The organism is Sphingomonas sp. PEI4 (genome assembly GCF_056679955.1).
The window spans coordinates 2,488,850-2,508,421 of the sequence record NZ_CM155258.1 but is presented as its reverse complement, the minus strand read 5'-3'; the positions used below and the strand labels follow the sequence as shown (position 1 = coordinate 2,508,421).

20 protein-coding genes are annotated in these 19,572 nt (G+C 65.8%); 13 read left to right on the top strand and 7 right to left on the bottom strand.

What is annotated here, in order from left to right:
- The first annotated feature begins 286 nt into the window (after positions 1–286).
- The gene (locus AC1MLZ_RS11550; RefSeq protein WP_480958585.1) at positions 287–2,989 is read left to right on the top strand and encodes an ATP-dependent DNA helicase; all 2,703 of its coding nucleotides are present in this window, start codon (positions 287–289) and stop codon (positions 2,987–2,989) included.
- Between the two features lie 8 nt (positions 2,990–2,997).
- Positions 2,998–3,534, top strand: coding sequence for a SixA phosphatase family protein (locus AC1MLZ_RS11545; protein WP_480958584.1), 537 nt, complete (start codon positions 2,998–3,000; stop codon positions 3,532–3,534).
- Positions 3,535–3,708: 174 nt separating this feature from the next.
- On the opposite strand, the gene AC1MLZ_RS11540 is transcribed toward AC1MLZ_RS11545, so the two are convergent.
- Positions 3,709–4,233, bottom strand: a complete 525-nt coding sequence (locus tag AC1MLZ_RS11540) for a YceD family protein (protein WP_480958583.1) — start codon at positions 4,231–4,233, stop codon at positions 3,709–3,711.
- Positions 4,230–4,736, bottom strand: coding sequence for a ubiquinol-cytochrome C chaperone family protein (locus AC1MLZ_RS11535; protein WP_480958582.1), 507 nt, complete (start codon positions 4,734–4,736; stop codon positions 4,230–4,232). Before AC1MLZ_RS11535 ends, AC1MLZ_RS11540 begins: the two co-directional genes overlap by 4 nt.
- 134 nt (positions 4,737–4,870) lie before the next feature.
- Between AC1MLZ_RS11535 and AC1MLZ_RS11530 the strand changes: the two genes are divergently transcribed.
- From AC1MLZ_RS11530 to AC1MLZ_RS11505, 6 genes are all read left to right on the top strand, one after another.
- Positions 4,871–5,377 carry an outer membrane protein assembly factor BamE gene (locus AC1MLZ_RS11530; RefSeq protein ID WP_480958581.1) on the top strand — a complete coding sequence of 169 codons (507 nt, stop codon included), beginning with the start codon at positions 4,871–4,873 and terminating at the stop codon, positions 5,375–5,377.
- 253 nt (positions 5,378–5,630) lie between these two features.
- Positions 5,631–7,079: a glycosyl transferase family protein gene (locus tag AC1MLZ_RS11525; RefSeq protein ID WP_480958580.1), complete on the top strand. Its 1,449-nt coding sequence runs from the start codon at positions 5,631–5,633 to the stop codon at positions 7,077–7,079.
- A complete protein-coding gene (locus tag AC1MLZ_RS11520) occupies positions 7,076–8,071 on the top strand; it encodes a hypothetical protein (protein WP_480958579.1) in 996 nt (331 codons plus the stop codon). Before AC1MLZ_RS11525 ends, AC1MLZ_RS11520 begins: the two co-directional genes overlap by 4 nt.
- Before the next feature lie 83 nt (positions 8,072–8,154).
- Positions 8,155–9,069: a sulfite exporter TauE/SafE family protein gene (locus AC1MLZ_RS11515; RefSeq protein ID WP_480958578.1), complete on the top strand. Its 915-nt coding sequence runs from the start codon at positions 8,155–8,157 to the stop codon at positions 9,067–9,069.
- A 10-nt stretch (positions 9,070–9,079) separates the two neighbouring features.
- Positions 9,080–9,838 carry a TIGR02186 family protein gene (locus AC1MLZ_RS11510; RefSeq protein WP_480958577.1) on the top strand — a complete coding sequence of 253 codons (759 nt, stop codon included), beginning with the start codon at positions 9,080–9,082 and terminating at the stop codon, positions 9,836–9,838.
- Between the two features lie 123 nt (positions 9,839–9,961).
- Entirely contained in the window at positions 9,962–11,587 is a 1,626-nt protein-coding gene (locus tag AC1MLZ_RS11505) for an ATP-binding protein (RefSeq protein ID WP_480961532.1), read from the top strand.
- 76 nt (positions 11,588–11,663) lie between these two features.
- Here the strand turns inward: AC1MLZ_RS11505 and AC1MLZ_RS11500 are convergent, their stop codons facing one another.
- Complete coding sequence (locus tag AC1MLZ_RS11500; RefSeq protein ID WP_480958576.1) at positions 11,664–13,139, bottom strand: PAS domain S-box protein; 1,476 nt, start codon at positions 13,137–13,139, stop codon at positions 11,664–11,666.
- 171 nt (positions 13,140–13,310) lie between these two features.
- Here AC1MLZ_RS11500 and AC1MLZ_RS11495 point away from each other — a divergent pair, with 171 nt between their 5' ends.
- The 3 genes from AC1MLZ_RS11495 (at position 13,311) to AC1MLZ_RS11485 (ending at position 14,619) form a co-directional block, all read left to right on the top strand.
- Complete coding sequence (locus tag AC1MLZ_RS11495) at positions 13,311–13,580, top strand: GlsB/YeaQ/YmgE family stress response membrane protein (protein ID WP_480958575.1); 270 nt, start codon at positions 13,311–13,313, stop codon at positions 13,578–13,580.
- Between the two features lie 68 nt (positions 13,581–13,648).
- A complete protein-coding gene (locus tag AC1MLZ_RS11490) occupies positions 13,649–13,960 on the top strand; it encodes a hypothetical protein (protein WP_480958574.1) in 312 nt (103 codons plus the stop codon).
- A 23-nt stretch (positions 13,961–13,983) separates the two neighbouring features.
- Positions 13,984–14,619 carry a hypothetical protein gene (locus AC1MLZ_RS11485; RefSeq protein WP_480958573.1) on the top strand — a complete coding sequence of 212 codons (636 nt, stop codon included), beginning with the start codon at positions 13,984–13,986 and terminating at the stop codon, positions 14,617–14,619.
- 60 nt (positions 14,620–14,679) lie between these two features.
- Here the strand turns inward: AC1MLZ_RS11485 and AC1MLZ_RS11480 are convergent, their stop codons facing one another.
- The 4 genes from AC1MLZ_RS11480 to AC1MLZ_RS11465 all read right to left on the bottom strand — a co-directional run bounded on the left by AC1MLZ_RS11480 (position 14,680) and on the right by AC1MLZ_RS11465 (position 17,312).
- Positions 14,680–14,940 (bottom strand): hypothetical protein, encoded by a 261-nt coding sequence (locus AC1MLZ_RS11480; protein WP_480958572.1) that lies wholly within the window; start codon positions 14,938–14,940, stop codon positions 14,680–14,682.
- A 69-nt stretch (positions 14,941–15,009) separates the two neighbouring features.
- Positions 15,010–15,513 carry a ferritin-like domain-containing protein gene (locus tag AC1MLZ_RS11475; protein WP_480958571.1) on the bottom strand — a complete coding sequence of 168 codons (504 nt, stop codon included), beginning with the start codon at positions 15,511–15,513 and terminating at the stop codon, positions 15,010–15,012.
- Positions 15,514–15,596: 83 nt separating this feature from the next.
- Positions 15,597–16,061, bottom strand: coding sequence for a hypothetical protein (locus AC1MLZ_RS11470; RefSeq protein WP_480958570.1), 465 nt, complete (start codon positions 16,059–16,061; stop codon positions 15,597–15,599).
- Between the two features lie 78 nt (positions 16,062–16,139).
- Positions 16,140–17,312, bottom strand: a complete 1,173-nt coding sequence (locus tag AC1MLZ_RS11465; protein WP_480958569.1) for a zinc-dependent alcohol dehydrogenase — start codon at positions 17,310–17,312, stop codon at positions 16,140–16,142.
- Between the two features lie 549 nt (positions 17,313–17,861).
- Between AC1MLZ_RS11465 and AC1MLZ_RS11460 the strand changes: the two genes are divergently transcribed.
- Both AC1MLZ_RS11460 and AC1MLZ_RS11455 read left to right on the top strand, forming a co-directional pair.
- Positions 17,862–18,527 (top strand): HAD family hydrolase, encoded by a 666-nt coding sequence (locus AC1MLZ_RS11460; protein ID WP_480958568.1) that lies wholly within the window; start codon positions 17,862–17,864, stop codon positions 18,525–18,527.
- Between the two features lie 5 nt (positions 18,528–18,532).
- Entirely contained in the window at positions 18,533–19,558 is a 1,026-nt protein-coding gene (locus AC1MLZ_RS11455; protein ID WP_480958567.1) for an SDR family oxidoreductase, read from the top strand.
- Positions 19,559–19,572: the final 14 nt, after the last annotated feature.

The window sequence follows — 19,572 nt, the reverse complement described above, 5'->3', positions numbered from 1 at the left end:
GCCGGTTGCGTAACGGCCGATGCGGCATGATGGATTGGCGGAATTTTGCGCTCCGGGGACATCTTCTGCAACGCATCATGGCGGCCTTCCCTCCCGCGCGTCATCCCAGCGAAAGCTGCGATATCCCCGTGGAGATCCCAGCACTCGCCCCATGAATATCCCAGCTTTCGCTGGGATGACGGGCGGGGGAGGGTGCATCCCCGATCACGATAATTTCGCGCCGCCAAACATATCGCCCATCACAAAAGGTTGCCCTTTCGTTCCCCTTCACGCAAGGTCGCGCGGTATGCCGCTTCCCTATCCCGCCCTCCACGCCAGCCACGCCGGCATCTGGATCGCGAATGCGGAGGGTGCGCGTCCGATCGGGCGGGGCGAAGCGATCCGGATCGCGGCCGACACGCCGGTCATCATGCTCAACGCGCCGCTCGTCGGGCAGCGGCTGGGTTATCCCGATCTGTCGGGGCTCGACCTGCTCGAACTCTATGCGTTCCTCCGCCCCGCGCAGTTCGCGGTGCCGACGCCGAAGGGGATCGCGCGGGTTACCGGGCTGGATGTGCCGACCGATGACGCCGAGATCGCGCCGTTCCTCCTGCGCGCTGCCGAAGCGATGCTGGCGCTCACCGATACCGACTGGCCCGAGCGCGAGGGCGCGTGGACGGCGGCGCAATCGCTGTTCCGCCTGCGCTGGCCCTGGGCACCGATCGTCGCGGAGCGGCTGAAGAAGCCCGCGATCAACGAACGCTGGCTGTTCTCGTCGCTCCCCGAATGGGAGGAGCACGCGCCGCGACCTGCCCCGCGTACCGTGACGATCGAACCGGGCGATGCGGAAGCGCGTCTCGTCGACCTCACCGGCCACGGCGCCGAGGAACGCCCTGGCCAGCGCGCTTATGCCGGCGCCGCCACTGCCGCGTTTGCGCCAAGGGCGATGCGCGACACACCTAATCTTGTCCTCGCCGAGGCTGGGACCGGGATCGGCAAGACGCTCGGCTATCTCGCGCCCGCGTCGCTGTGGGCGGAGAAGGCCGGCGGTGCGGTGTGGATCTCGACCTATACCAAGACGCTGCAACGCCAGCTGGGGCAGGAAACCGCGCGCCTTTATCCCGACGCTGCGATCCGGAAAGCCAAGGTCGTCACGCGCAAGGGCCGCGAGAATTACCTGTGCCTGCTGAACCTCGAAGACGCCCTCCAAGGCGGGTTCGCAGGCCGCGCGGCGATCCTGGCGCACCTCGTCGCGCGCTGGGCCGCGTATAGCGCGGACGGCGATATGGTCGGCGGCGACCTGCCCGGCTGGCTGCCGACGCTGTTCCGCCGCAACGGCTCGACCGCGCTGACCGACCGGCGCGGCGAGTGCGTGTATGCCGGCTGCCCGCACTACCGGAAATGCTTCATCGAGCGCGCTGCCCGCGCGTCGTCGGACGCCGACATCGTCATCGCCAACCACGCGCTGGTGATGGTCAATGCCGCGAGAGGCCGTGAACTCGCCACCCGCCCGACGCGCTACGTGTTCGACGAAGGCCACCACATCTTCGACGCGGCCGATTCGATGTTCGCGACCGCGCTGACCGGTGCGGAGACGATCGAACTGCGCCGCTGGATCCTCGGCCCCGAATCGAGTGGTCGCGGGCGACGACGGGGGCTCGCCGCACGGCTGTCCGATCTCGCCAGCTACGACGAACAGGGCGCACGGGCGATCTCCGACGCGGTAACCGCGGCGGGGACGCTGGCGGCGGACGGCTGGCTGCAACGCCTGGGCGAGGGCGCGCCGTTTGGACCGATCGAGACGCTGCTCGCCGCCGTCCGCGGCCTGACCTACGCGCGAGCCGAGCAACCGGGCGATGCAGGCTATGGCCTCGAAACGGAACTTGCCGAACCCGACGCGACGCTGATCGAGGCCGCCGCGCCCGCTGCCGCCGCGCTCGACGCACTCGTTCGCCCGCTCGTAACGCTCGGTCGCCGCTTGGAGGCGGTGCTCGCCGAAGCACCCGACTGGATGGACGGCCCCGCCCGAGCCCGAGTCGAGGGCGCGATCGCCTCGATCGGCTGGCGCGCGGAAACGGTGGCGTCGTGGTTGTCGCTGCTCGCGCGCGTCGGCGGGCCGGTCGATGGCGATTTCGTCGACTGGCTCGCGGTCGACCGGATCGAGGGCCGCGAGTTCGACATCGGCCTCCACCGCCATTGGCTCGACCCGACCCGGCCGTTTGCGGAGATCGTCCTGAAACCGGCGCACGGGGCACTGGTTACTTCTGCCACCCTCACCGGCGGCGGCGATTGGGAGGTGGCCGAAGCCCGCACGGGCGCACCGCATCTCCTCCGCCCCGCCGCGCGGTTCGAGGCGAAGAGCCCGTTCGACTATACGCGCCAGGCCGAAGTGCTGATCGTCACCGACGTCAAGCGCGGCGATATCGGCGCACTAGCCAACGCCTACGCCCAGCTGATCGTCGCCAGCCGCGGCGGCACGCTCGGCCTGTTCACCGCGATCCGGCGGTTGCGCGGTGTGCATGGCCGCATCGCCGATCGGCTCGCGCGCGAAGGCCTGCCGCTCCACGCGCAGCACGTCGATCCGATCGATACCGGCACGCTCGTCGACATCTTCCGCGACGATCCCGGCGCATCGCTGCTCGGCACCGACGCGCTCCGAGATGGCGTCGACGTTCCCGGCGAATCGCTGCGGCTCGTGGTGATGGAGGGCGTCCCCTGGGCGAAACCCTCCGTCCTCCACGCCGCGCGCAGGCTCGCGGGTGGCGGCTCGGCCTATGACGACCGGCTCGTTCGGGCACGTCTCGCTCAGGCGTTCGGACGATTGATCCGGCGCGCGGACGATTCCGGCGTGTTCGTGATGTTGTCCGCCGCGATGCCCTCGCGGTTGCTCAGCGCGTTCCCGCCGGGGGTGCCGATCGCGCGCGTCACGCTCGAAGAAGCGGTGGCCCGAGTTGCGAGCCGGCTTTCCTCAAGCCCGCGTGTAGGGCATGAAAGCCGCGAACCGGCTTGAGGATTCCCATGAAGACGTTGACGCTGTTGCGCCACGCCAAGTCCGGCTGGGACGATCCGGTCGCGCGCGATTTCGACCGCCCGCTCAACGCCAAGGGAAAGCGTGCCGCCGCGATGGTCGGCCGGCACATGCGATCGCTGGGGTTGGCGTTCGATCATGCGATCGCGTCGCCGGCGGTGCGCGTTTCGGAGACCTTGGAGCAGATCGAGTCGGGCTATGGCCGGACGATCGCGCCGGACCTGGACCGGCGGGTGTATCTGGCATCGGCGGCGACGTTGCTCGACGTGGTGCACGGCTTTCCAGACGAAGCCGAGCGCGCGTTGCTCGTCGGGCATAATCCGGGGTTGGAAGATCTCGTGCTGATGCTGGTCGCGGATGGGGCTGATCCGCTTCGCGATGCGGTCGAGGACAAATATCCGACCGCCAGTATTGCCGAACTTCAGTTCGAAGGGGACTGGGCGGATGCTGCGGCGGGTACCGCTCGGCTCACGCGCTTTGTCCGCCCCCGAGATCTGGATCCGACCCTAGGCCCCGACGCGGACTAAACCATGTTTCCCCGCGAAGGCGGGGATCCAGCCTGGGCTCCCGCCTTCGCGGGAGAACGAGGAGCGGGAGCGCACCGCCAAACGCGCACCATTCAAGTAAGCCGTTATCCCGGCGAAGGCCGGGGTGGGGTGGTATTGGGATAGACTAGCCTTCAACACATCCGTCGATGCTGCTCAGCTTTTCCCCGCCATTCTCGCCTTCAGATCCGAGAACGCATTCGCCGGCCGGAACTCGTCCTCGCTGATGACCCCGGCCGCCGCCAGAGCCGCCGCGGCGTTCGGCCCGCGCGGGAACGGATCGATCGCCAGCGCCAGCGTATCCGCCGCCGCTTCGCCCAGGTCGATCGTGCCACCCTCGATCGCGACCATGTCGAGCGCATCGTCGGACAGCTCGACCTCGTCACCCTCGGCGATCAGCTGCTCAACGAACAGCAACGCGACCGGCTCGTCGATCTTCGTGTCGAGCGGTTCGTCGGTCACCGAACACGCCTGCACCGCCGCGCCGGTCACGCGGCCCTTCACGACGATGCCGCTGTCGGTGCGCTTGATCCCCAACCGCGCGTCGAGTCGCGTGATCGACAGCAGCGCGAACCGCTTCGCTAGCGCCGCGCGCTCATCCTCGGTCGCGGCGATCTCGACGATCCGCTCGCGCTCGCCGATCGTGTCGAGGCGTTCGGGGCGGCTGAACTCGGGCTTCACGGCAATTCTCCAGATAAAACATTCGCTAGTGGCATCGCAGCCAACCCAGCATGAAAAGCGATCACCGAGTCGCGGACATGCGCCAATGCGGCGTCATCGGGCGTCACGCCGCGGTACAGGTTCCGCACCAGGGCCGGCGCGATATCGCCCGCCGCCAGCCCGTCCCGGTAGGCACCGAGGCGCCCGCCAAGCATGCTCATCATCTTGCCGATATGCTTGCCGACGATGATGTCGCCGATTCCGATCTCGCGCAATTGCCCGTCCATGTCGTCGACGAACCTCTCCGCCAGACGCGCCGCGGGTTCGCCGCCAGCGGGCTCAACCTCGAGCCGCAGCATGACGATCGCCAGCAGCGTCGCGATCATGTCGAAGCGGCCGTCGACCGTGTCGGGCACTGCGCCTTCCCGGTACCAATGTTCCGCGCGGGCCCGGCCGACGACGGCGTTGTACAGCGGCAGCGCCTCGCCGGGCTTCTCGCCGAGCAGTCTTCCCAACCAGCTCAAAATCTATCGTCCTCAACACGAAGCCGCGCTTCGGCTTGTTTGCCCGCGCATCCTCGCATATCGAGGCGATCGGCGGCCGATGCAATCGCGTGGGACCCGTCACGTGTTTTCGCGTGCCCCGGTTGGGAGTTTATATGAGCCTGTTTTCCGCCCGTACGGGTCTCGCCGCAGCGCTTGCGGTCGCCGCATTGGCCAGCGGGGGCTGCACCCAGCTGCGGTCGCACCAGGGCTATGTCGTCGATACCGACCTCGTCAACTCGGTCCAGCCGGGCGTGGACAACCGCCAGTCGGTGCTCGCGACGCTCGGCAAGCCGACGCTCGCAGGACAGTTCGACCAGGGCGACTGGTATTATCTTGCGCGCGACAGCCGCAACCTCGCGTTCCGCAATCCGCGCCCGAACGCGCAAATCACGCTGCAGATCAGCTTCGACCAGAAGGGGACGGTCACCGCGGTTCGCCGTGGCGGTCTCGACCAGGTCTCATCGATCAGCCCGTACGGCAAGAAGACGCCGACGCTCGGTCGTCAGCGCGGATTCTTCCAGGATCTGTTCGGCAACATCGGCACGGTCGGTGCCGCGGGTGCGGGCGGCAATGCCGGCGGCGGCAGCAATACTGGCGGCGGCGGTCGCGATCGGCCCTGATATATACGTAGTAACGTCTGCAACCTGACCCGAAGGGTTAGGCCGCACCGCGCGCTACACCGCGGTGCGGCCGGGCCGGGCATTGATCGGCACCGATCCCGAAAGGGGGGAAAGGGATCAAGGTTGTAATGTTCGCCGGGCCGGAAGGTTCAGCGCCACGGCAAGACGCGACAGATTTCTTAAACATCCGATTTCGACCGGACTGAATCCGAAACGGACATAACGTGTCGTACCTCCTCTGCGAGGGGGTCGCATGATCGAGTCGTTGTGGGTAATCGACGTTTTCGCGCGCGAAACCATGTTGTTCGCTGGCGTCGGATTGCTTCTGGGCGGGCTTGACGATCTGCTCATCGACTTGATTTTCATCGTGCTGCGGGTCCGGCACGGACGCCGCCCACGCCTGACGCTCGAAAAATTGCCGCCACCTTCTCGACCGGGTCGGATCGCCGTGTTCGTCGCCGCCTGGGACGAGGTCGCGGTCATTGGCGGGATGCTGTCGACCGCGCTGGCACGGTACGATCACGACGATTACCGGATCTATGTCGGCGTGTATCCCAACGATCGCGGCACGATCGATGCCGTCGCCAAGGTTGCGGAACGGGATGTGCGGGTTCGGATGGTTATCGGCCCGCGTGATGGACCGACGACCAAGGCCGATTGTCTCAACACGGTGTGGCGGGCTCTGCGCCGTGACGACTCGCGGGAGACTCTGCAGACCAAGGCGATCGTGCTCCATGATGCCGAGGACGTGGTGCATGCGCAGGAGCTGCGCGTCTTCGACAGCCTGATCGACCAGTACGAGGTGGTGCAGTTGCCAGTGCTGCCACTCGTCAATCGCGGCGCACGGCTGGTGTCGGGTCATTACGCCGACGAGTTCGCCGAATCCCACGCAAAACAGATCATCGTCCGGACGGCGCTGGGTGCAGGAATGCCGCTCGCCGGTACTGGATGCGCCATCGCGCCCGACGTCCTGGCGATGATCGCCCAGGCGCGCGGCGGAGACCCGTTCGATGCCTCCAGCCTGACCGAGGATTACGAGCTTGGCCTGCGCCTCGCCGAACTTGGCGCGCGAGGCATCTTTGCGCGGGTCGCGGCGGACGACGCGGGCACCGTCGTTGCCGTTCGCGCCTATTTCCCCGGTACGATGAAAGAGTCGATTCGCCAGAAGACCCGGTGGATGACGGGTATCGCTCTCGCCGGCTGGGATCGCACCGGATGGGGACGGCCGCGCGCGTTTGCCGATCACTGGATGCGGATGCGCGATCGGCGCGCACCGCTGGCGGTCGTGATCCTGGCGGTCGCGTATGTCGCCATGCCGGTGTGGGGCGTGTCGCTGATGCTCCACTGGGTCTTGGGCGAAACATTCCCCCATTCAAACCATGCCTATCCAGGCGCGGTCGGGTCAGCCGCGTTCTGGCTGCTGGTTGCCAACGCGGCGTTGCTGGCGTGGCGTCTCGTGATCCGCATGCTCTTTACCGGGCGCAGTTACGGTCTGCGCGAAGCGGTGTGGTCGCTTCCGCGGTTCCTCGTCGGCAATCTCGTCTCGCTGGTCGCCGCACCTCGCGCCGTGATCCTCTATATCGGCATGCTGCGCGGCGCCGCGCCGGTGTGGGACAAGACGCGCCACGATTTTCCGGACATGCCGCCCGCCGCAGGGGACGGTTTCCCAGCGATAGCCTCCGGAATCGTCCGAACCGGATGACCGGCGGGCGTCCGCTGCGGTTCCTCGGAGTGGCGCTGGGGGGTTGGGTGCTGATCCGCGTTGCGTTGCTGCTTCCCGAGATCGGGGCGATCCCGCCATCGGACGTGATTCCCCGTTTGATCAAAGTCCTCGTGCCCGACGTGGCGGCGGCGGTTTTTCGCAGCGTGTCGGTGCCTGCCCGCTCCAAGCAAGCCATCGAGATCGCCGTGCCGCTCACGTCGATGGCCGTTGAACAGACGTTGCTTGCCAAAACCGTCGAACCGCTCCCGAAAGCCGCCGACGTGGCACGACCGTTACCGCCCGACGTCGAGCATCGAGCCGCGCCGATCCCGTCGCCCGGTGCGCCGCCTGCCGCCGTACGTGGCCCGCGTCGATTGAACGGCAGCGCCTGGTTGCTCGTCCGGGGCGGCCCCGCCGGCACCGTCTCGGGTGGTCAACTCGGCGCTTCGCAGGGCGGCGTCCGACTGACCTATGCGCTCGGCACGCGCCGCAGGTTCGCACTGGCCGCACGCCTGGCCGCTCCCCTCAAAGGTGTCGGGCGCGAAGCGGCGCTCGGCATCGAATGGCAACCGACCCGCCTGCCGATCCGGTTGGTGGCCGAGCAGCGCTTCGTCCTCGACGGCGGACGCGGCGGCCCCACCTTGGGGGTGATCGCCGGCTATGGCCCGTCGGACATAGCGCCCGGCGTCCGCCTCGAGGCCTACGGTCAGGCCGGTGCGATCGCGCGCGATGGCGTCGAAGCGTTCGTCGATGCCTCGGCACGCCTCACGTATCCGCTCGGCAAGCTCGGAGATGCACGCGCCGATATCGGTGTCGGCGCCTGGGGCAGTGCCCAGCGAGGCGCCAAGCGCTTCGATATCGGCCCGACGATCGTCGCAACCATCCCCGTCGCGCGCAGGTCGATCCGCCTCGCGCTCGACTGGCGCGAACGGATCGCCGGCACCGCACGGCCGGGCTCCGGCCCGGCGTTCTCGATCGGCAGCGATTTCTGACACGCGCTGGACACCGAAGCCGATGCAAATCCATGTTTGTCCAGCCTAGCCCCGCGCGCGCAATCCGGTGTAACGCTGAGGGCGTGGATCTGTATCTCCCCGTCGCCAACCTGTCGGTCAACGCGCTCGTCATCATCCTGCTGGGCGGCGGCGTCGGGCTGTTGTCGGGCATGTTCGGGGTTGGCGGCGGCTTCCTGACGACGCCGCTGCTGATCGTCTACGGCATCCCCCCGACCGTCGCCGCCGCCTCGTCCGCGAGCCAGGTGACCGGCGCGAGCGTGTCGGGCGTGTTCGCACACTTCCGCCGCAAGGGCGTCGATACCAAGATGGGCGGCGTGCTCGTCGCGGGCGGTATCGTCGGCGCGTTCTTCGGCGCATGGCTGTTCCGGCTGCTCCAGCAAAGCGGGCAGATCGATACGGTGATCGCGATCGTCTACGTCGTCATGCTCGGCTCGATCGGCAGCATGATGGCGAACGAGTCGATCGGCACGATCCGCCGCGCACGCACCGGCCGGCCGCCGAAAGCCCGCAAGCGCCGCCACCACCCGCTCGTCGCCGCGCTTCCCCTGCGGACGCGTTTCTATGCCTCAGGCCTGTATATCTCCCCGCTCGCACCGCTGTTGCTCGGCTTCTTCACCGGCATATTGACGATCCTGCTCGGCATCGGCGGCGGCTTCATCCTCGTTCCGGCGATGATCTACCTGCTTGGCATGGCGACGTCGGTGGTGGTCGGTACGTCGTTGTTCCAGACGCTGTTCGTCACTGCGGTCGCGACGATGGTCCATGCGACGACGACCAAGGCGGTGGACATCGTCCTTGCCGGGCTGCTGCTGCTCGGCTCGGTCGTCGGTGCGCAGGTCGGCGCGCGGTTCGCCACCAAGTTCCGGCCTGAATATCTCCGCCTCGCGCTTGCCGTGATGGTGCTGCTGATCGGCGTGCGGATCCTGCTCGGTCTCGTCTGGCGCCCCGAGGAGATCTTCTCGGTCACGCTGTCGTGAGGGCGGTGGCATGAAGCCTTGGCCATTCCTGCTGCTCGCGCCGCTGCTGATGGCGCAGGCCAAGCCGGTGCTCGTGCCCGACGTCTCGCAGCGCAATATCGAGATCGCGTACAGTTTCACCGGCGCCGAACTGCTCCTGTTCGGCGCAATCCTCTACCCCGGCGGTCGCCTGCCGAGCGACGAGCATCCGACCGATATTGTCGTCGTGGTGAAAGGGCCGACGCAATCGATCCTGATACGCGAGAAGGAAAAGGTCGCCGGGATCTGGGTCAACGCCTCGCGTCTGCGGTATCGGTCCGCGCCCAGCTTCTACGCAATCGCCTCGTCCAAGCCGATTGGCCGCCTGGTCGACGATCGTACCCGCGCAATCTACGAACTCGGGCTCGACAGCCTGCAACTGTCCCCGGCCTCCAGCGCACCGGTCGATACGCAGGACCGTTTCCAGAATGGGCTGGTCGATCTGAAGCGACGTGCCGGCCTGTATTACGAGGCTCCTGGGGCGGTCGAGATTACCGACGGCGTCCTCTACCGCGCCCGCGTTTCGATCCCCGCCCGCGTTCCGGTCGGGCGCTTCACTGCGGAGACGTTCCTGATCCGCGACGGGCGCGTGCTGGCGGCAGCGGTCCGCGATATCGACATCCGGAAATCCGGGTTCGAGCGGTTCGTCGCGCGCGCTGCGGATCGTTCGTCGGTGATCTATGGGCTGGTCGCGGTCGCGCTGTCCGTATTTCTGGGGTGGGTCGCCGGCTGGATCGCGCGAAGACTGTAGCGCGACACCGCTGTCGTCACCCGATGTTTACGACTTGCAAGGCAGAGTCGCACCGTAATGACGAGGGATCGTGCGAGAATGAGTGACATGCCGGGATCAGCCGCGTTCCTGCAGGCGACCCCCATGCTGGGTGATGTCCCGAGCAAGGATTCGATCGTCACGCCGATCGGCGTCGTCTTCGCGATCGCCGGCTCCAGCAGTCGCGTACTTCTCGATCGCGCCTCGCTTGGTGCGGCGTCGTTCGATACCGATCCCGTGGTCGCGGCGGCGGGGCAGGTCGGCAGCCAGGTGAAGATGCGCGTCGGTGCGACGTGGCTGGTCGCCAACATCCGTTCGCTGAAACTCGAGGACACGGCGGGCACCTGCATCTCCGCCGAGATCGATTTCCTCGGCGAGGGCGACGAGGAGCAACTGACCGGCAGGCTCTACAAGTTCCGCCGCGGCGTGACACGCTATCCGATGCCGGGGTGCGAGGTGTTTCCGATCACCACCGCCGACCTGCAGCAGATCTATGCGGCGCAGGACCGCGCCAATATCGAGGTCGGCATGGTCTATCCGACCACCGATATCCGCGCCGCGCTGTATGTCGATGCGATGCTCGGCAAGCATTTCGCGCTCGTCGGATCGACCGGCACGGGCAAGTCGACCAGTGCCGCGCTGATCCTCCACCGGATCTGCGAACTCGCGCCGCAGGGCCATATCGTGATGATCGACCCGCACGGCGAATATGCCGCCGCGTTCAGATTGAACGGCGCGATCTACGACGTTTCGAACCTGCAGATGCCGTATTGGCTGATGAACTTCGAGGAGCATTGCGAGGTGTTTCTCACCAGCAGTGGCTCGGCACGCCAGTTCGACGCGGACATCCTCGCCAAATGCCTGCTTGCCGCCAAGGCCAAGAGCCGCCTCGGGCAGGAGATCGCCAAGCTCACCGTCGACGCGCCGATCCCGTATCTGCTGAGCGACCTGACGACGATCATCAGCGCCGAGATGGGCAGGATGGATCGGGCAGGCGACACCGCGCCCTATCTGCGACTCAAGGCCAAGATCGACGAGATCAAGGCCGATCCGCGCTACGGGTTCATGTTCTCGGGGATGCTCGTCGCCGATACGATGGCAAGCTTCCTGGCGCGCATCTTCCGCCTGCCCGGCGACGGCAAGCCGATCTCGATCATCGACGTGTCGGGCGTGCCGTCGGACATTACGTCGGTGGTGGTCGCGGTGCTCGCGCGGATGACGTTCGACTTTGCGATCTGGTCGCGCAATGAACCGCAACGGCCGATCCTGCTCGTCTGCGAAGAGGCACATCGGTATATTCCCGCGGGGCAGGAGACGAGTAGCTCGGTCGGACGGATCTTGGGGCGGATCGCCAAGGAGGGCCGCAAATACGGCGTGTCGCTGGGTCTCATCACGCAGCGCCCGTCGGATCTCGCGGAGGGCGTGCTGTCGCAGTGCGGCACGATCATTGCCATGCGCCTCAACAACGATCGAGACCAGGCGTTCGTCCGCGCCGCCATGCCGGAAGGTGCGCGCGGCTTCCTCGATTCGATCCCTGCGCTGCGCAACCGCGAGTGCATCATCTGCGGGGAGGGTGTGACGATCCCGATCCGCGTGAGCTTCGACGGGCTCGAGGAATCGAAGCGTCCGGCATCCGGCGATCCCCTGTTCTCGGAACTGTGGCGCGACGTTGGCGGCGAAGACCAGATCATCGGCCGCACGATCCAGCGCTGGCGCGCGCAGGGGAAGTAGGCGGGTCGATACGCCTGGACGCCGATCATCGCGCCTGAACGACACGGGCTGAAGCGGCTACGCGTGTGCGCTCGGATCAAGCGCCGACACCGCGTTCGTGCGCCCAGACGATCGCCGCGCTGCGCCGGTTGACGCCGATCTTCGCATAAAGCCGCGCCACGTGGTTGCGGACCGTGTTGCGCGACAGGCCCAGCCGGTCCGAGATCGCCGCGTCGTCGAGGTCCTGGCAGATCAGCTCCAGCACCTCGCGCTCGCGCTTGCTGAGATCGGCTGAGGGCGCAGCAGACCCGATCGCGGTCCGGGGGTTTCGCAAGGTCGCCAGCTTGTCCATGATCGACCGGCTGAGCCAGTTGGCGTCCTTCATCACCGCATCGATCGCCTCGACCAGTTCCAGCTCGCCGCGTCGTCGGGCCGAGATGTCCTGATACAGCCACAGCACGCACGGCGTTCCTTCGACGCTGATCCGTTCGGCGGAGATGAGGCAGTCGAGCGCCTCGCCAGTCTTGTGCAGGAGTTGCACGTCGCGGCTGCGGCAGCCGCCAAGCGCGCCGATCTCGGTTTCGAGTTGCTGGCGCTGCGCGGCATCGTTCCAGAGTTGCAGATCGTCGGCGATGCGGCCTTTGGCGGCGCTTTCGGGATAGCCGGTCAGCGCCTTGAACGCCGCGTTCACCTGGACGATGCGGTTGTCGCCGCCCTCGGTCACGACCATCGCGACCGGTGCCATTTCGAACACCGAGGCGAAGTGGCGCTCGCTCGCCTTCAGCGCATGTTCCGCGCGGCGGCGCGGTTCGAGGTCGGCGAAGGTGAACAACAGGCAGTCCTGGTTGGCGACTTCGATCGGTTGCCCCGCGAGGATGACCAGCGTCTTCTCGCCACCTGCGAGCGGGAGTTCCGCCTCGAGTTGCGGGATCGCCTTGCCGGCCGCGACGCAGCCTTTGACGAAGGCCTTTCGGTCGACCTCCGCGAGAAAGTCTAAATCGAACAGCGTCTTGCCGACGATCTGGTCGCGCTCATAGCCTGCCAGGTCGAGGAAACCCTGGTTGACGAGCACATAGCGCTGGTCGGCGACGCGGATGATCAGCGCGGGGGCGGGGTTGGCATGGAACATCGCCTCGAACCGGTCCTCCGCGTCGAACCGTTCGGATACGTCGTTGATGACGAGGCCCAGGCAGTCGGGCTCGCCGCCGTCCTCGTCCATGACGATGTCGCGTACCTGGTGCACCCAGCGCGGTTCGTCGGCATCGACCGGTGCGACTTCGACGATCAGGTCGGGAAAGCTCTCGCCCGCGAGCAGCCGCATCAGCGGATAGGCCCGCCGCGGCAGCTTGCGGTGATCCCGATAGCGTAGTCGGAACCGCGTGGCATACTCATCCGCGGTCTGCCCGAGATCCTCGACCGCCCGGACCCCATGCATCTTCAGCGCAGCCGGGTTGGCGCTCAGGATCATCCCGGTCGGATCCATCAGGATCACGCCTTCGAGCAACCCGGTCATGAGCTGTTCGAGATGGTGCAGGGTAGGCGCGTGCAGCGGTTTCGCGGGCATCTTGGTCATCCCGGTTCAGCGCCGTGCGGGGCTTCGGGTTCCGGTCGCGCCGGCATAAATCTACCAATGGCCCAGGTACTTGCGCACCAATTCCGAAATTGCCGAAACGTGCGCGAACTGAACGGATCGCGCGCCGAGACTGTTGATGCACCTGTAATATTATCGAACAGGAGCCTCATCATGAACCTCATCATCCTTCTCGTCGTCGGCGGACTCATCGGCTGGGTCGCCAGCATGATCATGCGGACCGATGCGCAGCAGGGCGTCCTCCTCAACGTCGTCGTCGGCATCGTCGGTGCGTTGCTCGCGGGCTTCCTCATCACGCCGCTGATCGGTGGCGCGTCGATCATGGACGGCGCGCTCAACATCCAGTCGATCCTGATCTCGCTGGTCGGCGCGGTGATCCTGCTCGCGATCGTCAACATGTTTCGCCGCGGTACGGTTCGCTGATCGAACGGGAGGGCGCGCTCGCATCGCCCTCCGCCACCTCGAAAAACACGAATACCTAGGAGAGAGCAATGACCGTTCGAGTCATCCTGGCATGCGGCGTGATGCTGCTGTCCTCCGGCGCCGTCGCGCAGACCGCGACGCATACCGGTACGCACAATCCCGCGGTCAAGAACGCGGGTGCCGCCCACGTCGCCGCCCCCGCAAGCGGCGCCAATTCCTTCTCGGAAGACCAGGCTCGCGATCGCCTGACCAAGGCCGGTTATCGCTCCATCTCACGCCTGGCGAAGGACAAGGACGGCGTCTGGCGGGGCACGGGCACCCGAGCCGGCAAGACGGTCCATGTCGCGCTAGACTACAAGGGCAACGTGTCGTCGCGCTGAATCAATTGGATAGGAGAGAGACCATGACCAAGACCATTACCCGCCTCTTCGACGACTATTCGGACGCAACCGCGGCGCTGCACGATCTCGAACGACTGGGCGTGCCGCATGACTCCGTGAGCATCGTCGCGAACAATGCCGACGGTGCGCATGGCGACGCCACCCCGTCGCTCGGCGACGTCAACGATCACGGCGATGTCAGTCGGGGCGTCTCGACCGGTGCTGCGGTCGGCGGCGTCGGAGGCTTGCTCGCAGGTTTGGGCTTGCTGGCGATCCCCGGTCTCGGACCCATCGTTGCAGCCGGTTGGCTGGCATCGACGGTGGTCGGTGCAGGTATCGGTGCCGCTGGCGGCGCCGCGACGGGAACGATCGTCGGCGCGTTGAAGGACGCCGGCCACTCCGACGACGAGGCGCACGTCTATTCGGAAGGCGTCCGTCGTGGCGGCACGCTACTCAGCGCGCGAGTCGACGAGACACTGGCGACCGAGGCCGAGGCCGTACTCGATCGTCACCGGTCGGTGGACGCCACGACGCGGGGGACCGCGTACCGGCAGGATGGTTGGAGCTCGTTCGACGATACCGCCCCTGCTTATAGCCGGGACGAAGTCGCCGCTGAGCGTGACCGCTATCGGTCCACATCGACGTCGACGACTTACTAATAGGACGATGCCGCCGACCTGCTGACAGGTCGGCGGCGTACTGGCGCCCGTAAGATCGCCTTAAATCGGGTCAGGCAAGTCCTTGGCTTCTTCGCGCAGAAACGTGAGAAGTTCCTCGATCTCGTCCGGCCCGTATCGCAACGACATGTCGTCGATCTCGATCTCGACGGCCGCACGATCGGTCTCGGACCAGCCTTCCAAAATCTCCGCGCAGTCTGACAGGCTGCCACGCGCGACGACCTCGCGCGCTTCGGCGTTCGGCTCGGTTTGAGCGGTATTTCGGTAGATCGTAGCTGGCTCGCTCAAGGGATAAGTCGTCATCGTCGTCGCGTCCCTCATCTACTCGGATCGATCATTGCCCGCCGACATGATGCCGGCGGGCGATGATGCTTATTCGTCTTCGGCGTCGATGTTGACGGTTGTCTCGGCGAGCTTCGTCATATATTCGTCGCCGCCGTAGATGTCCTTGGTGGCGGCACTGAGCTTCTTATGGTCGTCCTTGAGACCCAGCGCTTTGGCATAGGCGGTCGCCGTGCCGAAGCCGGCGATGCCGTAATGCGTCATCCGCTGATACTGCGCGATGATCATCACATCGAGCAGCGGCCCCTTCTCCGGACCTTCCTCGAGAACGTGCTTGGTGGCTTCGGCGACGAGGCCTTCCATGCCCTTGCAATGCTCCTTCGAGACCTTCTCGTCGTTCGACGCGATCAGGTCCTTCAACAGATCGGTGTGCTTCTCGATATCCGCCTGAGACTTGGTCAGCATCTCCTTCAGCGACGCGTCGCTCGCCTTCGACGTGATCTTCTTCAGGACCTTCTTCATCTGGTCGTTCGCGGACCACAGATCCTTCAGTTCGTCGGTGTAGATTTCCTTGAGGTCTTCGGGTGCAGGCATGGGATCGTCCTTATGGTTCCACCGGGCGGGATGCGCGGCGGCTGGTTTTGAATGTCGAAATTGCGGTGGCGCAGTATGCAGCCTCAGCCGGCGCCGGGTTGCTTCTGCTCTTCCTCATAGTCCGCGTCGGTGCCGATCTTGCCGTTGGATTCAGCTTCGGCGACGCCCGACGTCTCGACGACCTCGATCGTGCGACCTTCGCCCGCGATCGCGCGGGATTCACGATCCGCATCCGGGTCAGCGGCGATCGTCGTGCCGTCACCGCCATCTGATCCTGTGACGCCGTTCCCGACACTGCCACCGTCTTCACCGGCCTGACCGCCGCCGTGATAGGCGTTTTCGGTCTGGCCGCCATGCGCCATGAACCCGGTGTTCGTCTCGGTCTTGCCGGCATGCGGATTGGGATAGGCACCGCCACCACTTTCGCCGCCTTCGCTGCGACCATGAACGTCGCTGGATGCGCCGCCGCCGGGCGAGTCCGAAACACCGTCCGGTGCGCCCTTGCTCGCGGGATTGCCGGGGACGGGGGTCTGAACCTTGTCACTCATGGGTGTGTCCTCCTGAATGGGGGGATCGACGTACCGACCCGACCCGTTCGCCAAGAACGGATCGGATCGCGATAAGTGTCACGGCCGCAATACGACCTTGATGACGCCGTCCTGCTTGTCGCGGAACTTCTGGTACATCTCAGGCGCATCCTCGAGGCTGGCTGGGTGCGTCACGACGAAGCTCGGGTCGATAGCGCCCGCCTCGATCCGTGCCAGCAGCGGCTTGGTATAGGCCTGGACATGCGTCTGGCCGGTCTTGATCGTCAGCCCCTTGTTCATCATCGCGCCGATCGGGATCTTGTCGCCCATTCCGACATAGACGCCGGGGATCGAGACCGTGCCGCCCATCCGGCAGCTCATGATCGCCTCGCGGAGAACGTGGACGCGGTCGGTGGCGAGGAACGTCGCCGCCTTCACCTTGTCGATCACCGCGTCCACTGCGCCATGCCCGGACGCCTCGGCACCCACCGCGTCGATGCAGCTGTCGGGGCCACGACCCTTGGTGCGGAACTGGAGCTCGTCATAGACGCTGTCGACTTCGGCGAAGTTGATCGTCTCCGCGCCACCGGCCTCGGCCATCGCCAGGCGCTCGGGCACCTCGTCGATCGCGATCACGCGGCCCGCACCCAGCATCAACGCCGAGCGGATCGCGAACTGGCCGACGGGGCCACAGCCCCAGATCGCCACGGTATCGCCCGGCTCGATCTGCGCATTCTCCGCAGCCATGTAGCCGGTCGGAAAGATGTCGGAGAGGAACAGCGCCTGCTCGTCGGTGACACTGTCGGGCACCTTGATCGGGCCGATGTCCGCCATCGGCACGCGCAGATACTCGGCCTGGCCGCCGCAATAGCCGCCCAGCATGTGACTGAACCCGAACAGACCGGCGGGCGAGTGGCCCATCGCCTTGATCGCCATCTCGGCGTTCGGATTGGTCCGCTCGCACGCCGAGAACAGCCCCTTGCGACAGAAGAAGCAATCGCCGCAACTGATCGTAAACGGCACGACGACGCGATCGCCAATCTTCAGGTTGGTGACTTCGGAACCGAGTGCGACGACGACGCCCATGTTCTCGTGGCCGAGAATGTCGCCCGCCTGCATCGTCGGCTGATAGCCGTCGAGCAAATGAAGATCGGACCCACAGATCGCGCAGGCCGAGACCTTGATGATCGCATCGCGCGGATGCTTGATCTCGGGATCTGCGACAGTGTCGACCCGAACATCGCCTTTTCCATGCCAAACCAGTGCGCGCATCAGAAAGTCTCCGTCATAGAATTATGATACTATGCTCACGCACGACACGGCATCTCGTCAGACATGACTCGGCAAGGACGCAAATGCCGTCCGGTCCTCATCAACACTATGCAATGTCGCCGCTCTGTTGTGGCTGCCACGCTTATGCGTCGCCGCCGTCAGCGTGAGCGTATTCTGCGGACTATAGCGATCCGAACGGCATCATCGTTCCTGCCGCAGACCAATATCGGCCATTTAAATTTCATATTGATTAGTATCAGTGTTGGCCGGCATAAATTGAAGCAGGTAAGAACAACGAAAACCCTTATAAAACAGCGACTTGTCAATACAGAGCGCTCTGCAACTTCGTTGCGGTTGCGCCATTGGCGTCCTGCTGCGTTCTCCCGAGTGACGATCGCCTTGCCGAGTTCGCGGAAGGCGGGGCCAATTTGGAGGGTCGACCGTTAGGACGCTATCGCACTCTGCCGACGCGGTTCGACCGCCACGCCTTCGATCGCGCCGCGGCGTTCCGACGGGCGGATGCACGACTATCAGGGCCAGGATATTCTTATGCAGATCAAAGCCATCCTCTTCGACATCGACGGTACGCTGGTCGATACCAACGACATGCACGTCCTCGCGTGGGAGGAGGCGTTCGCGAGCGTCGGTGCGTCGTTCGACCGGCAGGTCATCCACGACCAGATCGGCAAGGGGACCGACATGCTCGTGCCGACGCTGTTGCCTGATGCGGACGAGGGTCAACAGGAGAAGCTCGGCGAGACGCACGGTACGGTCTTCAAGGCGAAGTACCTGGAGACCGCCAAGCCGTTCGCGCAGGCGCACGACCTGTTGGCGCACGCGCATGGTCTCGGGCAGCGCGTCGTCTTGGCATCGTCGGCCTCGGAAGCGGAACTCGAACACTATATCGATCTGCTCGACGCACGCGAACTTATCGCCGCGACGACCAGCAGCGACGACGTCGAGAAGACCAAGCCTGCGCCGGACATCTTCGCCACCGCGGTCAAGAAGCTGCCGGGGATTGACCCTACCGATGTGATCGTCGTCGGGGACACACCCTATGATATCGAGGCGGCCGCCAAATGCGGGATCGCTGCGGTCGCGGTCCGATCAGGCAAGTTCAAGGACGAGCAACTGCAATCCGCAGGCGCAATCGCGATTTACGACGACGTAGCGGCCTTGCTCGCGGGCTATGCAACTTCGCCACTGGGACGCTGATCGAGATGGCCATCACTCTGAAACCCCTGCGCGATCAGGTCATCGTCGTGACCGGCGCAACCAGCGGCAACGGCCTTGCGACCGTCGAGGAAGCCACGCGGCGCGGTGCCGCCGTCGTCGCGACCGCGCGTAACGAAGCCGCGTTGGAGGCCCTTCGCGATCGTCTGTCGGCAGACGGCAGCCGTATCGCGATCTGCGTCGCCGACGTCAGCGACATGGCCGCGGTCGAGCGGGTCGCTGCCATTGCGGTCGAGGCGTTCGGCGGGATCGACAGCTGGGTCAATAATGCGGGCACAGGCACGTACGGTACGCTCGAACAGGTACCGGTCGCCGATCATCGCCGCGTGTTCGACGTCAATTATTTCGGCGTGCTGCACGGCTCGCTCGTCGCAGCACGCCATCTGCGCGGGCGCGCCGGATCGTACGGGGGCGCCATAATCAATGTCGGCTCGATTCTCAGTGACCGAGCGATCATCGAGCAGGGCCCGTATTGTGCGACCAAGCATGCGGTGCAGGCGCTGACCGATACGCTGCGGATGGAGCTGGAGCAGGAGGAGGCCGGCATCTCGGTCACGCTGATTAAGCCCGGCGCGATCGATACGCCGTTTCCCGAGCACGCGCGCAACTTCATGGACCAGCCGCCACGCCTGCCGCCGCCGCTCTACGCGCCCTCGGTCGTCGCCGACGCGGTGCTGTTCGCCTGCGAGACGCCGCGGCGCACGTTGTATGCGGGCGGCGGGGGCATGCTGTCCTCGCTCCTGTCGCGCGCCGCACCGCGGTTGAGCGACAAGATCATGGAAGTGGTCGGCACGGTCGTGCAGCAGAAGCCGGCAGATTCGGGTGACCCGGCCCGACGTGACAACCTTTATGAACCGCGGGTCGATGCGTTGCGCGGAAGCCAGGACGTTCACGCGCGGAAATCGAGTACCGTGTTGCAGGCGCAAAAACTTCACCCGGCCTTCCTGATGCTCGGCGTACTCGGTGCCGGTATCGCGGTGGCGCTCAGCCGGCCGAAGAACTTCCGCCGGTGACGCCGGATGCCGAA

Coding starts and splice junctions, on each gene's coding strand:
- AC1MLZ_RS11505 (WP_480961532.1), top strand. CDS start 9,962: ATGCTGGGTGATGTCCCGAGCAAGGATTCGATCGTCACGCCGATCGGC.
- AC1MLZ_RS11470 (WP_480958570.1), bottom strand. CDS start 16,061: ATGAGTGACAAGGTTCAGACCCCCGTCCCCGGCAATCCCGCGAGCAAG.
- AC1MLZ_RS11520 (WP_480958579.1), top strand. CDS start 7,076: ATGACCGGCGGGCGTCCGCTGCGGTTCCTCGGAGTGGCGCTGGGGGGT.
- AC1MLZ_RS11500 (WP_480958576.1), bottom strand. CDS start 13,139: ATGACCAAGATGCCCGCGAAACCGCTGCACGCGCCTACCCTGCACCAT.
- AC1MLZ_RS11485 (WP_480958573.1), top strand. CDS start 13,984: ATGACCAAGACCATTACCCGCCTCTTCGACGACTATTCGGACGCAACC.
- AC1MLZ_RS11460 (WP_480958568.1), top strand. CDS start 17,862: ATGCAGATCAAAGCCATCCTCTTCGACATCGACGGTACGCTGGTCGAT.
- AC1MLZ_RS11465 (WP_480958569.1), bottom strand. CDS start 17,312: ATGCGCGCACTGGTTTGGCATGGAAAAGGCGATGTTCGGGTCGACACT.
- AC1MLZ_RS11510 (WP_480958577.1), top strand. CDS start 9,080: ATGAAGCCTTGGCCATTCCTGCTGCTCGCGCCGCTGCTGATGGCGCAG.
- AC1MLZ_RS11455 (WP_480958567.1), top strand. CDS start 18,533: ATGGCCATCACTCTGAAACCCCTGCGCGATCAGGTCATCGTCGTGACC.
- AC1MLZ_RS11480 (WP_480958572.1), bottom strand. CDS start 14,940: ATGACGACTTATCCCTTGAGCGAGCCAGCTACGATCTACCGAAATACC.
- AC1MLZ_RS11490 (WP_480958574.1), top strand. CDS start 13,649: ATGACCGTTCGAGTCATCCTGGCATGCGGCGTGATGCTGCTGTCCTCC.
- AC1MLZ_RS11530 (WP_480958581.1), top strand. CDS start 4,871: ATGAGCCTGTTTTCCGCCCGTACGGGTCTCGCCGCAGCGCTTGCGGTC.
- AC1MLZ_RS11525 (WP_480958580.1), top strand. CDS start 5,631: ATGATCGAGTCGTTGTGGGTAATCGACGTTTTCGCGCGCGAAACCATG.
- AC1MLZ_RS11475 (WP_480958571.1), bottom strand. CDS start 15,513: ATGCCTGCACCCGAAGACCTCAAGGAAATCTACACCGACGAACTGAAG.
- AC1MLZ_RS11550 (WP_480958585.1), top strand. CDS start 287: ATGCCGCTTCCCTATCCCGCCCTCCACGCCAGCCACGCCGGCATCTGG.
- AC1MLZ_RS11545 (WP_480958584.1), top strand. CDS start 2,998: ATGAAGACGTTGACGCTGTTGCGCCACGCCAAGTCCGGCTGGGACGAT.
- AC1MLZ_RS11495 (WP_480958575.1), top strand. CDS start 13,311: ATGAACCTCATCATCCTTCTCGTCGTCGGCGGACTCATCGGCTGGGTC.